Origin of the sequence: Dyella sp. (assembly GCF_035486915.1) — a bacterium.
Taxonomy (GTDB): Bacteria; Pseudomonadota; Gammaproteobacteria; order Xanthomonadales; family Rhodanobacteraceae; genus Dyella_B.
In genome coordinates, this window is sequence record NZ_DATHMR010000057.1 from 38965 (window position 1) to 51690 (window position 12726).

General features: G+C 58.5%; 10 protein-coding genes. 4 read left to right on the top strand and 6 right to left on the bottom strand.

From position 1 onward, the window contains the following. Window positions 1-8: 8 nt before the first annotated feature. From VK725_RS05000 to VK725_RS05010, 3 genes are all read right to left on the bottom strand, one after another. Window positions 9-1553 carry a phospholipase D family protein gene (locus VK725_RS05000; protein ID WP_325316957.1) on the bottom strand — a complete coding sequence of 515 codons (1545 nt, stop codon included), beginning with the start codon at window positions 1551-1553 and terminating at the stop codon, window positions 9-11. Between the two features lie 175 nt (window positions 1554-1728). Continuing rightward, complete coding sequence (locus VK725_RS05005; protein WP_325316958.1) at window positions 1729-2367, bottom strand: nucleotidyltransferase family protein; 639 nt, start codon at window positions 2365-2367, stop codon at window positions 1729-1731. Beyond that, complete coding sequence (locus tag VK725_RS05010; protein WP_325316959.1) at window positions 2367-3458, bottom strand: XdhC family protein; 1092 nt, start codon at window positions 3456-3458, stop codon at window positions 2367-2369. Before VK725_RS05010 ends, VK725_RS05005 begins: the two co-directional genes overlap by 1 nt. A 301-nt stretch (window positions 3459-3759) precedes the next feature. Between VK725_RS05010 and VK725_RS05015 the strand changes: the two genes are divergently transcribed. From VK725_RS05015 to VK725_RS05025, 3 genes are read left to right on the top strand one after another with little or no spacing between them, the layout of a single operon-like run. Further along, the gene (locus VK725_RS05015; protein ID WP_325316960.1) at window positions 3760-4263 is read left to right on the top strand and encodes a (2Fe-2S)-binding protein; all 504 of its coding nucleotides are present in this window, start codon (window positions 3760-3762) and stop codon (window positions 4261-4263) included. After that, on the top strand, window positions 4260-6530 hold the full coding sequence (locus VK725_RS05020; protein ID WP_325316961.1) for a xanthine dehydrogenase family protein molybdopterin-binding subunit: 2271 nt from the start codon (window positions 4260-4262) through the stop codon (window positions 6528-6530). Before VK725_RS05015 ends, VK725_RS05020 begins: the two co-directional genes overlap by 4 nt. Continuing rightward, entirely contained in the window at window positions 6527-7834 is a 1308-nt protein-coding gene (locus tag VK725_RS05025) for a cytochrome c (RefSeq protein WP_325316962.1), read from the top strand. Before VK725_RS05020 ends, VK725_RS05025 begins: the two co-directional genes overlap by 4 nt. A gap of 65 nt (window positions 7835-7899) precedes the next feature. On the opposite strand, the gene VK725_RS05030 is transcribed toward VK725_RS05025, so the two are convergent. Then, on the bottom strand, window positions 7900-8313 hold the full coding sequence (locus tag VK725_RS05030) for a DUF3052 family protein (RefSeq protein WP_325316963.1): 414 nt from the start codon (window positions 8311-8313) through the stop codon (window positions 7900-7902). A 152-nt stretch (window positions 8314-8465) separates the two neighbouring features. On the opposite strand from VK725_RS05030, the gene VK725_RS05035 reads away from it, so the two are divergent. Continuing rightward, on the top strand, window positions 8466-10550 hold the full coding sequence (locus VK725_RS05035; protein WP_325316964.1) for a M13 family metallopeptidase: 2085 nt from the start codon (window positions 8466-8468) through the stop codon (window positions 10548-10550). Window positions 10551-10671: 121 nt separating this feature from the next. Here the strand turns inward: VK725_RS05035 and VK725_RS05040 are convergent, their stop codons facing one another. Together VK725_RS05040 and VK725_RS05045 are read right to left on the bottom strand one after the other, a co-directional pair. Then, entirely contained in the window at window positions 10672-11829 is a 1158-nt protein-coding gene (locus tag VK725_RS05040) for an OmpA family protein (protein ID WP_325316965.1), read from the bottom strand. Window positions 11830-12141: 312 nt separating this feature from the next. After that, window positions 12142-12726: OmpA family protein (locus VK725_RS05045; protein WP_325316966.1), on the bottom strand; the 585-nt coding region annotated here is incomplete at its 5' end.

Sequence of the window (12726 nt, forward strand, 5' to 3'; positions counted from 1 at the left end):
TGATCGCATCAGAGCACGCTCTGGATAGGCAGCATCTTAAGGAACAGGACTTCTACACGACGTCCCACCGACACGTCCGGATCGCTATGGAACACAACGGGCTTGCCGTCGTTCTCGGCATGCCATTCCAGATGGCCGGTATGCGTTGCGTCGTGCCCAACCAGCACGACCTGATAGGAGTTCTGGGGTGACGTCGCTTTGTCGAAGAATTGCGTCGCGACCGCGTCGGCCAGCGGCGGGCAATCGATAATGACGCCCATCTCGGTATTAAGCAGCTTCGAGCGCGGATCCATGTTCATCGAGCCGATAAAGGCATAGCGTCGATCCACGACGATAGTCTTTGCGTGCAGGCTGAAGCCGGAGGAACGACCTTCTGCACTGGCCGGATTTTCCTCGTTGGGCAGCGGGCGAAGCTCGTACAGCGTGATGCCGTCTGCGAGCAACGGCTTGCGGTACTGCGAGTAGGCCGCGGTCACTTCTGGCTCATCCGTCGCCGAAAGCGAATTGGTCAGCACCTTGATGGCCACACCGCGCTGACTCATCGCATTCAGATAACGCACGCCGGAATCCCCTGGAATGAAATAGGGCGACACCAGCAGCAGACTGTGCTGTGCCTGATCGGTAAGCGCTTTTATCTGCGGCCCGATACGCAGTGACTTATCGCCGCTTTCTTCGGTGACTTTTTCGGGTTGATCGGCAACTAGCGTGGCTGGGCCCCAGAACCAACCTCCGGGTTTGTCATCGGTCGGGCCGTTGGGAAGCTTGTCTACGGCCGCTTGCGCGTAATCGGACTGTGCGAACGTGCGCGCATCGTGATTAAGCTCAGCGCGCAGCTTGTCCAGATTGTAGGTGCTTGTGTGATGACCCTTGTACGCGGTGACAGGATAGGCGGCATCGCAGTTCCAGTAGGCGTCGAAGGCATCGGAGGCTTGCTTGACTACCGGTCCGATCGCAAGAACATCCATATCACGAAAATGCGTCTCGTTGCCCGCGTGGAAATAATCGTCACCGATATTACGGCCGCCCACGATGGCAACGTTGTTGTCCACAATGAACGACTTGTTGTGCATGCGGCGATTTAGTTTGTCCCAGTCCGTCAATAGCTGAAACGCCTTCGACAGCATGGACGGCCTGCGTGTTGTGAATGGATTGAACAGCCGAACCTTGATGTTGGGATGTGAATTGAGCGCTTCCAGCACGCCCGTTTCGTGTTTCAAGTCAAGATCGTCGATCAACAGACGCACGCGCACGCCACGATCGGCCGCGGCAAGCAAGCGCTGCATGATGAGCCGCCCGGTCGCGTCGTTTTCGAAGATGTAATACTGAAGATCGATGGATTGCTTCGCGTGATCGGCCAGGGAAACGCGGCTCATCAACGCATTGGTGCTGCTGATCAGCAATCGGAAACCAGAGTCCTCCGGGTGCTGGTTCGTTGCTGCCTGGATATAGCTACCGCGCGGTGTCGTTGTCGCCGGAGGGAGCGCCGTCGAAGGTTTCTTGACGTAATCGTCACGGATGGACGAGCAGGCGCCGAGCGCGAAAACAAGCGCCATCAATGACACGAGCCTTGGTATCTGCTGCCTGATCATCACTTCGCCTTACCAGCCATGCTGGGTTCGTCAACCGAAAGCATGTACAACGATGGGCAAAACCATGAACACCGAGGCGACGCTCGTCCTGCCGAAGGTATCCCTTCCTAGATGAACGGACGGTCTACCGATGCCAGCCTCAATGCATCCCGGTGCGAAGACTGACGTCAGCAAGCCACTGCCGCACGCGCTCAAGGTCCTCGGGCGTATCGACATCCATGGTCTCTCCCGAAGCAAAGGCCTCTACGCGCATTGCCTGATTTTCCAGCACATCGCGAGCGCCACGAGGACCCGACTGAGTCATCAATTGCGCGAAACAGTCCCGGGGAAACAGCACTGGAGGTCCGCAAACCCCGTTGCGTTCCGTAGACAGAAGGCGCTCAGGTGCCTGCGCGTGGCGCTGCAGCAATGGTTGAAGCGAGCCCGCGCTCAAGAGCGGCTGATCCGCCAGACAGATCAAAACGGCCGAGGCTTCTGGAAAGTGTGTATCGAGAAAACGAACACCGGTGGCGAGCGATTGACCCATGCCGAGCTGCCAGTCGGCGCAACGAGCAATATGAAGCGGCAAATCATCGATGACGCCCTCGACTTTTTCCGCATGAGCACCGGTGACGACGACAACGGGTAATGCCGTTTCGAGCACAATGCGCGCCACACGCCGCACCATCGGCTCACCTTCGATCCTAGCCAATTGCTTGACGTTGCCATAGCGGCTGCCTTCACCCGCAGCGAGCAGCAAAATCACCGGTGACGATGCGTGGCTGCTTTGTTGCGACATCAGTGAATCGTCCCGTCGTTGTCGCGCAAGGAACCGCCGCTGCGCTGATTGATCACCGCCATGATTTCCGCGGCAATTGCCAGCGCAATCTCTTCGGGCGTTTCCGAGCCGATATCCAGGCCCGCCGGTGCGTGCACATGCAAGCCTGCCAGCGCCGTGTTGTCGCGCATGCGCGCGACGCGTTCTCTCGAACCCAATGCGCCAAGGTAAGCAACGGGAGCATCCTTCAATGCGCCCAGATAGGCGACGTCGTGTTCGAGATTATGGGTCATGACGACGACGGAACTGTGCGAGTCGAGGGGCAGTGCATCCGTAAGCCTCGACGGAGAGGCACAAACGGTTTTCAATCCTTCCGGAAGGTCGGAAACGTTCAGCCTTGCCGGATCGTGATCCACCAGCGTTGTCTGCCAGCCCAACGCACTTGCCAGGGGCAATAAGGCGCGCGCCGCGGCGCTGCTTCCGATAACCACCAGCGCATGGGGCGGTGCTATCGCTTCGACCAGAACATCCGCGATTCCCTGCGCAGAAGGTAGGCGTAACGTTGTCGTCTTTGGCGAGTTCATAGACGCGACGTTTGCAATGATCGTCTGGGCTAGCGCTTGCTCATTCACGGAATCATGCAGTGTGGCGTGCTCATTCCATACCAGCCGCCGCGGCATGACAACCTCTTCATCGATAGCGAACAGCGTTGCCATATGAATGGGTTGGCGCCGATCGAAACACGTTGTCAGCGTATCGATGAAATCGGTGTCATGAATGGTGAGCAGCGGCTCGATAAGAACCTCCAGTTCGCCGCCGCATCCCATCTCCATGAGTACATCAAGACCCGATTGCGCGTTGTACTTGACCACTCGTGGCGTTGCGTTCGCAATGACTTCCTTGGCTCTGGCCACGATATCGCGTTGCGGACAACCGCCGGAAAGTTCGCACACGACGCGGCCATCATCGAAGACCAGCATGCGCGTACCGGCGCGACGGAAGGTGGAACCGCGCGTGCGCGTGAGCGTAGCCAGGGCAGCCTTGGACGATGCATCGCGATGCAGCATGCGCAGCGCGTGGATCAACGTGCTCAACTCATGTGCCGAATTCATCAGTCCTGTCGCCAGCCGGAAGAGGGAGACAAAAACCAGAACGTCATGGTGCGAGGTATATAACGCTCTATGCCATCGTTGGCGCGAAGGACCGCGTTTTCAAGATCGCTTTGCAGCCTACGTGGATCATCCTATCGTTTGCCTGCCGCTTCTGATATACCGGCTTTTTACGACGGGTTTGCTCCCATGCAAACCTCGGGCGGGCTGTGTGAAGCAAGTCCGACCGGTTACCGCGTTCTGTGCTGATTTCGTGAAGGCCCAGGGCGCGCACGTGTCTCATCGACGCAGTGCGGAGGTCTCCATGTTGTCATTGTCGATCAATGGCCAGTCCTATCCGGTGGACGTTCCCGAGGACATGCCGTTGCTCTGGGTTCTGCGCGACGTCATCGGCCTCACAGGCACCAAGTTCGGCTGTGGTATCGCCCAGTGCGGAGCATGCACCGTGCATCTGGATGGCCAGCCAGTGCGCTCCTGTGTGCTTCCTGTGGGCGCGATTGGCAACCGGGCCATCACCACCATCGAGGCAGTGGGCAATACACCCAGCGGCCAGAAGATTCAGCAGGCGTGGCTGGATGTCGATGTCGTGCAGTGTGGCTACTGCCAGTCCGGACAGATCATGTCGGCCGCTGCGTTACTGCAGCGCACCCCCAACCCGACGGATGCGGATATCGATGCAGCCATGGCGGGTAACATCTGTCGATGCGCCACCTATGTGCGCATACGTGCAGCGATCAAACAGGCCGCGACAGGCAAGTTGGAAATCCTGCAGACGATAGTGAGTGCTCCCGAAGGAGCCGCGTCATGAGCACGACATCAGGCACTCCGCGCGATGGCGATGTGGTCGATCTTGGCCGTCGACATGCTTTGCAATCCGGCGGCTTGGCGATCGCGTTTTTGTGGCTGGGTGGCGCAGGCACCGCATCGGCGATGATCAATGCGCGTCGCCAACCTGGCGACGCAGCGGCAGCGATGGCCGATGGAAATCCCCCGTTTGCTCCGAATGCCTTCATTCGCATCGACACCAGCGGTGCCGTGCGTCTGGTGATGCCTACGGTGGAAATGGGGCAGGGCATTTACACCGGCTGCAGCATGTTGCTCGCCGAAGAACTCGGTGTCGGCCTCGATCAAATCACCGTGGAGCACTCGCCGCCAAGCGACGAGCTTTACGGTATACCCGCGCTCGGTGGTCAGATCACGGGTGGCTCAACCAGTACGCGAGCCACTTGGCAGGTGTTGCGCGAAGCAGGTGCCGTCGCGCGCACGATGCTTGTGACGGCGGCGGCTTCGCAGTGGAAGGTGGATCCTTCGACATGCACAGTGGACCGCGGCGTGATTCATCACACACCTTCCGCACGCAGTGTTGGATTCGGTGAAGTGGCGGCGGCTGCGGGAAAATTGCCGATGCCCGACAAGGTACAACTCACCGATCCAAAAGATTTCAAGTTGCTCGGCAAGCCGATGCGGCGCGTCGATTCGATAGACAAGATCAAGGGCGCAACGCAATTCGGCATCGACGTACGCGTGCCAGGTATGAAAGTCGCGACAGTTGTCTCTTGCCCGACCCTGGGTGGCAAGGTTTCTGCCGTAGACGACAAAGCTGCGCGTGCCATTCCCGGCGTCATCGATGTGCTTCGTATCGACGATGCCGTTGCAGTCGTCGGCGAACATTTCTGGGCTGCCAAACAAGGCGTACAAGCCTTGAGCATCACCTGGGATCACGGCCCGAATGCCACGCTGAACACGCAACAATTGCGTGATGCGTTGGCCGATAGCGCGCACAACGGTCAGTCCATTGTGGCGAGCGACACGGGGCCCAAGCCGTCAGGCACGCTCGTGGAATCGGAATACCAATCGCCCATGCTCGCACACGCAACAATGGAGCCGCTGAATGCCACCGTCTGGGTGACGGCCGACAAATGCGAAATCTGGACGGGTACGCAAGTACCCATGCGTGCGGCCGAGGAGGGTGCCAGGATCACCGGTCTTCCGATCGATAAGGTGATTGTTCACAACCAATATCTGGGCGGTGGATTCGGTCGACGGCTGGAAACCGATTGGGTGCAGCAAGCCGTTGCATTTGCGAAGCAGGTTTCCTATCCCATCAAAGTCGTGTGGACGCGCGAAGAAGATATTCACCGCGACATCGTTCGTCCGATGTATCACGATCTCATTTCAGCGGTCATCGACGCCGACGGAAAGCCTGTGTGGTACGGCTATCGCACCAGCGGTGGCTCCGTGCTTGCGCGTTTCGCGCCTGGGGCGATGGGCAAGGATGGCATGGACAGCGATGCCATCGAGTGCGCCGCCGATATCCCGTACGACATTCCCCACAACAAGGTAGAGTGGATTCGCCACAACATGCCGCCAGGTCTCGTCGTGGGCTGGTGGCGTGGTGTCGGGTCCACGCACAATTTGTTCGTGATCGAAAGTTTCATGGACGAACTGGCGCATCGCGCGAATAAAGACCCGCTTGAATACCGGCGTGCGTTGCTGGGCAAAAGTCCGCGGGCGCTCGCCGTGCTCAACCTCGCCGCCGAGAAAATCGGTTGGGGAGGACAGCCACTGCCGGCGCGAACAGCACGCGGCATCGCATTGGGCGAACCGTTCGGCAGTCATGTGTGTGCGATTGTGGAGGCCGAGGTGACGCCGCAAGGTGAGGTGCGTCTGCGACGCGCAGTGGTCGCATTGGATTGCGGTATTGCCGTCAATGCCAGTTCGATCGAAGCACAGGTGCAAGGCGGTGTCCTGTTCGGTTTGAGCGCAGCCTTGTACAGCAGCATCACGGTCAAGAATGGTGGCTTCGAACAAAGCAACTTCAACAACTATCGAATCCTTCGCATCAACGAAGCACCGACCGTTGAAGTACATCGTGTCATCAATGGTGAACCACCGGGCGGTTTGGGTGAAGTAGGCACCGCCATCGCCGCGCCTGCATTGACCAACGCCATCTTTGCGGCGACCGGTGTGCGGCTTTACACGTTGCCGGTGGACCGCAATCTGCTGGCGCAGAGTTCCGACGCGCTCAAATCGGTGGCGTCGGCCTCCGCGCAAGAAGGGAGGGACGTGACATGACCCGCTTCCTCATCATCGTGGTGCTGCTCGCAGTGCTTGGCGTAGGTGCATACTTTTATTTGAATCGCACAGACACATCCGATGGCACGGCGCCTGCTATCGCCGGAGCGCCACCATCAGCCGATGTGCTGGCGCGCGGTGAATACCTCACCAAAGCAGCCGATTGCACGGCGTGTCATACCGTGGCGGGTTCCGGAAAGGCTTTTGCCGGCGGCTTTCCCTTCAAGTTGCCTTTCGGCACCATTTATTCCAGCAATATCACGGCCGATGTCGCCACAGGCATCGGCAGTTGGAGCGATGACGATTTCGTGCGTGCCGTGCGCGAAGGCGTACGCAAGGATGGCCAGCGTCTCTATCCGGCGTTTCCGTACACGTCGTACACGCAGTTGAGCCGCAGCGATGTGCTGGCGATCAAGGCGTATCTCTTCAGCCTTCCCAAGATATCGGAACCCAATAAGACGAATGATTTGTCATTCCCCTACAACCAACGTTGGGCGATGGGCTTTTGGAACGCGGCGTTCTTCAAGAGCCAGCGCTTTGTCGCCGATTCATCCAAATCGCCAGACTGGAATAGCGGCAAGTATCTGGCTGTGGCACTGGAGCACTGCGGTGAATGCCATACGCCACGCAACCTGGGTTTTGGATTGGAGCACGGCAACGAACTGGCGGGTGAAGAATTACAGGGTTGGCGTGCCTACAACATCACATCCGATCAGACGCACGGCATCGGTGCGTGGAGCGACGGCGAGATCGCTGCCTATCTAACAACCGGTCATGCCCAGGGGCGTGGTTCCGCGGCAGGCCCCATGGCCGAAGCCGTGCAGAACAGCCTGCGTTTCCTGCAACCTGCGGATACCGCAGCGCTTGTATCCTATCTGCGCAGCGTGCCTGCGCGCGAAGGCAAGGACCCCGTTACCGTTGATGCGAAGGCAGCGCCCGCCATGGCTTCCAACAACGCAGCGCCCGGTGGCGACAGTGCCAGTGCTGACAATCCTGGATTGCGTCTATTCGAAGGTGCTTGCGCAAGCTGCCATCAATGGAACGGGCAAGGCCAGCAGACACCTTATGCATCGTTGCTGGGCACGCGTGGCGTGAATGATGTTCGGGGTGCCAATGTCACGCAAATTCTTTTACATGGTTCGGACATGCGTTTCGCCGGGCCCAATATCTTCATGCCCGCGTTTGGCGATGCTTACTCAAACACTGAAATTGCCGAACTAAGCAATTACGTCATCGGCCACTTCGGCAACAAGCAGGGCACCGTCACACCCGACGATGTCGCTACGCGCCGCAAGCAATTTTGATCGTGTAAGAAATTGGAAGACAGCAAGTGACGTTGAGCGGCGCGATTCACATCGCGCCGCTTTTTTTAGCGAAGTTCCTTGCGCACCACCAGCTTGAGTCCAGACCATATCTCGCTGACGGCGCAGACTTTGATATCGACGAAGCCCAGGGGAAGGGCGATCTCGCGTATGACATCTTCCGTGACGGTGGTGGCCACCTCCGACGCTTTCTTCGGCCAGGACACCCATACGGATGCGTCGGGATTCAAGGTTTTTCGATACACGTGAAGTGCTTTGGCCAGTTCTTCTTTGTCAGTGACGAACAGCTGAACCAGCTCTACCTGCGGGCCGAGCTTGCTTTCAAACACAACCTGTTCGGGAAGCGGTTCCAGCGATGCCGGATAATCACGTGGTGCGCCAAAGATCGCGACATGCATCGATGCCTTGATGCCCAGTTTCTTGGCAAGTGGTGTCCCGGAGTAGCCGGCGGCGGTGGGCATCGATCGCTATGACAGGTTGTCGGGTGCGTATGAAGATAGTATCTGTGCCGTAACTGTGCATCAAAGGTCGCCTTAGCCCATAAGTCATAGCGCCACGGCGTTCATCTCGAACTATCGTTTCCCGATCGACCTCACACCATAAGGTTCCCGCTATGCAGCCCATTCGCAGTCTTCTGGCCGTCGCTGTCATGAGCGGTATTGCGGCCCTCCTCGCAGCGTCCGTTGTTTCCGGTGCCGATCAAACAACCGCTGCAAGCAACATGAATGTCGGTATCGATCTTTCCTATATCGATCATTCGGTGAAACCGGGTGACGACTTTTTCAGCTACGCCAATGGTGCTTGGGTAAAAACAGCGCAAATTCCTGCCGATCGCTCCGCGACCGGGCCCACACAAGAACTGGAAGACCTGACCGCCAAGCGCACGGCCGACCTGATCCAGAACATGGCGAAAACACAACCCGCGGCCGGCACCAGCAATCGCAAGATTGCCGATTTCTATGCCGCCTATATGGACGAGGCCGGTGTCGAGAAACGCGGTCTTGCGCCGATCAAAGCCGAGCTGGATCAGATCGATGCGATCAAGACCCGTGACGACCTTGCGCGTGTACTCGGCAGTCAAATGCGCGCTGACGTCGATCCGATCAACGCGACCAATTTTCAGACGGAAAACCTGTTCGGACTTTTCATCGCGCAAGGGCTGGAAGATCCGTCGCACAACATCGCGTATCTGATGCAAGGCGGCCTAGGCATGCCCAGCCGCGATTACTACCTGTCGCACGATCCGGAGATGGCGGCGGATCGCGCAAAATATCTGACCTATGTCGGGGCTTTGCTGAAACTGGCCGGCACGACGGACGCCGATACGCAGGCAGCAGCCATCATGGCGCTGGAGACAAAAATTGCACAGGCACAGGAAAGCCTTGTCGATAGCGAAGACATCCACAAAGCCAACAACATGTGGACGATGGCCGACTACGCGCAGAAAGCACCAGGCATGAACTGGGCCGCATACTTCAACGCCGCCGGTCTTGGCGATCAAAAACAGATCGATGCATGGCAACCGGCCGCAACGACGGCGATTGCCGCGTTGGTGGGTAGCGAGCCCATCGATACATGGAAGCAGCTGCTGCGTTATCACGCTATCGATTCGGCTGCGCCGTTATTGCCCAAGGCATTCGCCGATCTCAACTTCAAGTTTTATTCCGGCACGCTGGAAGGCGTACCCGCGCAACCGGAGCGCTGGAAGCGTGCCGTGGATGCGACCAGCAGCGATCTGGATTACGCAGTAGGGCGCGTTTACGTGCAGAAGTATTTTCCGCCGGAGGCGAAGGTCGAAGTACAGGACATGGTGAAAAACCTGATCGCGACATTCAACGAACGCCTCGATACGCTTGCCTGGATGACTCCCGCCACGCGTGCCAAAGCAAAGGCAAAACTGGCTACGTTACGCGTTGGTGTCGGTTATCCCGATACATGGCGCGACTACAGCGCGCTGGTCGTTCAAGCAGGCGATGCGCTGGGCAATCACGAGCGTGCGATCGAATTCCGTTATCGTTACCAGCTATCGAAACTCGGCAAACCCGTTGATCGCGGCGAATGGTGGATGACGCCGCAATTGGTGGATGCGGTGAATCTTCCGGTGCAAAACGCGCTCAATTTCCCCGCTGCCGTGTTGCAGCCGCCGTTTTTCTTCCCGCATGGCGATGCGGCGGTGAATTACGGTGCGACGGGCGCGACGATCGGCCACGAAATCAGTCACAGCTTCGACAACCTCGGCTCCGAGTTCAACGCCCAGGGCAAACTGGAAAACTGGTGGACGCCGCAAGACGCCGCTCATTTCAAGGCAACGACGCAGAAACTTGTCGAGCAATACAACCACTACGAGGCATTGCCGGGCTTGTACGTCAATGGTCAGCAGACGCTTGGCGAAAACATCGCCGATGTTGCCGGGCTCGCCGTGGCCTACGCTGCTTATCATCGATCGCTGCACGGCAAGCCCGCTCCGGTGATCGGCGGCCTCACCGGCGACGAACGGTTCTTCCTTGCGTACGCGCAAAGCTGGCGCGTCAAGATTCGCGATGCCGAGCTGCGTCAACGTCTGTCGACGGATGTGCATGCGCCGGACAACATTCGTGCGCAGGCTGTGCGCAATATCGACGGGTGGTATGCACCGTTCCATGTGCAACCTGGACAGAAGCTTTATCTGTCTCCGGATAACCGCGTAAAGATCTGGTAAGTCGTCAACGCCTCAAGCGGTTTAGCCAATTCCATCGCGATGCACGCCATCGAGTCCAAGGCATGTACAGAAAAGAAAGCCCGGCCGAAGCCGGGCTTTCCCATTTCCCTTCCTGTGTTTCTTATTGCTGTACTTGCAGTTCCGTACGACGGTTGCGAGCACGACCTTCGGCCGTCTTGTTGGTGTCGATCGGATCGTTCAGACCATGACCGATCGGACCTTCCAGACGGCTCGCGTCGATACCGTGCGAGGTCAGGTAGTCGTACACAATCTTCGCACGACGCTCCGACAGACCCTGGTTGTACGTCGCCGTACCCACGCCGTCGGTATAACCGGCCACCGTCACGTGCACCTGCGGATAACGCTTCAGCGTATCCACCGCCTGGTCCAGGATCGCCAGCGAGTCGCTGCTCGGCACCGCCAGCGTCGGCTCGATGTTGCTCTCGCCCTTCTTCGGACGGTCGAACTTGAAGTTCACGCCCTTCAGGTCGATCACCACCTTCTGCGGGCAGCCATCCGGACCCACGATCGTGCCTTCCGGCAGATCCGGGCACTTGTTGTCGCACAGATTCACGCCATTGCGGAACTGCTTGGAGCAGTCCGGAGCAGCCGGCGGCGGCGGAGCAACCGGAGCGGCAGCAGCCGGCACGGCGCCAATGTGTGCAACGAGGGCGAAGCCCAGATACCAGTCGCCGTAGCCGTTCTTCTGCGGCTGGGTCTTGTCGTCCCAGTCGTAGCGGTAAGCCGCTTCCACGCGGAACTCAGCGCTGTCGGTGATCGACTTGGAGATACCCACGCCAGCCTGTGCGGCCGGATCCCAGCCCTTGTCGAGCGGGTTGTGGTGATAGCTACCCATCACGCCACCCATCAGGTACGGACGCCAGGAGTTCCAGTCACCGAAGAAGTAGCGTGCGGCCACGCCGTAGTTGTTGTTCGACCAGTTGTTGCCCTGACCGAACACATCGCTGTCTGCCTTGCGCTTGGTGCGATCGACAAAGAGTTCGACGGACACGTTCGACGAAATGAACTTGCCCACGCCAATGCCGTAGAAGAACTGACGGCTGCGGGTATTGCGGTCCGTGTCGTTGTAGTAGCCGCCCACATAAGGAGCGATATACCAACGATCATCGAAGCCATTCGGCCAAGCCGGGGCGCTGGTGCTGCTCGTGCTGCTGGTGTCACTGCTGCTGGCCGGAGCAGCGGTGTTGTCCTGCGCGTGAACGGCACCTACGCCGCCCAGGGCAAGAGCGATCAAAAAATACAGGCCCTTACGTTTCATCAGGTGTCTCCTCGGATTATTAGTGTTCGCGTCCATTCCAACCCCAGACGGAAATCGCGCGGCAGAACTCAATTAGGTTGCGGGGGACTTAATCGCTACCCTGCTTGATGTGCCTAGCAGCAAGCGCGGCGAAGTGTAGCAAAACCGTTAAGAGATTCGTACGCCAGTCTTTCATGCCATACGCGTTACCGGTGAAGCTTTGTTCAGCTACGCAACACGTTAGCTACACTGCAATACAGTTCTTAACCATGTATTTAAGCGCAAGAAAAAGCCCGGCATATGCCGGGCTTCTCCCTATTGCTTGAAGTCCAATTACTGCTGAACCTGCAGTTCTGTACGACGATTGCGAGCGCGGCCCGCTGCCGTCTTGTTGGTGTCGATCGGATCGTTCAGACCATGACCGATCGGTCCTTCCAGACGACTTGCGTCGATACCGTGCGAGGTCAGGTAGTCGTACACGATCTTCGCACGACGCTCCGACAGGCCCTGGTTGTAAGTAGCCGTACCCACGCTGTCGGTGTAACCGGCCACCGTCACGTGCACCTGCGGATAGCGCTTGAGCGTATCCACAGCCTGGTCGAGGATCGCCAGCGAGTCGCTGCTCGGCACGGCCAGTGTCGGCTCGATGTTGGTCTCGCCCTTCTTCGGACGGTCGAACTTGAAGTTGACACCCTTCAGATCGATTACAACCTTCTGCGGGCAGCCATCCGGACCCACGATCGTGCCTTCCGGCAGATCCGGGCACTTGTTGTCGCACAGATTCACGCCATTGCGGAACTGCTTGGAGCAATCCGGTTGCGGCGGCGGCGGCGGTGCAGGCGGAGCAGCCGGCGCTGGAACCGCACCGATGTGAGCAACAATGCTAAAGCCCAGGTACCAGTCGCCATAGGCGTTGTT

Excerpts from the sequence above, each read along its gene's own strand:
- VK725_RS05030 (WP_325316963.1), bottom strand. The coding sequence starts at position 8,313 with ATGCCCACCGCCGCCGGCTACTCCGGGACACCACTTGCCAAGAAACTG.
- VK725_RS05005 (WP_325316958.1), bottom strand. The coding sequence starts at position 2,367 with ATGTCGCAACAAAGCAGCCACGCATCGTCACCGGTGATTTTGCTGCTC.
- VK725_RS05035 (WP_325316964.1), top strand. The coding sequence starts at position 8,466 with ATGCAGCCCATTCGCAGTCTTCTGGCCGTCGCTGTCATGAGCGGTATT.
- VK725_RS05025 (WP_325316962.1), top strand. The coding sequence starts at position 6,527 with ATGACCCGCTTCCTCATCATCGTGGTGCTGCTCGCAGTGCTTGGCGTA.
- VK725_RS05010 (WP_325316959.1), bottom strand. The coding sequence starts at position 3,458 with ATGAATTCGGCACATGAGTTGAGCACGTTGATCCACGCGCTGCGCATG.
- VK725_RS05000 (WP_325316957.1), bottom strand. The coding sequence starts at position 1,553 with ATGGCGCTTGTTTTCGCGCTCGGCGCCTGCTCGTCCATCCGTGACGAT.
- VK725_RS05020 (WP_325316961.1), top strand. The coding sequence starts at position 4,260 with ATGAGCACGACATCAGGCACTCCGCGCGATGGCGATGTGGTCGATCTT.
- VK725_RS05040 (WP_325316965.1), bottom strand. The coding sequence starts at position 11,829 with ATGAAACGTAAGGGCCTGTATTTTTTGATCGCTCTTGCCCTGGGCGGC.
- VK725_RS05015 (WP_325316960.1), top strand. The coding sequence starts at position 3,760 with ATGTTGTCATTGTCGATCAATGGCCAGTCCTATCCGGTGGACGTTCCC.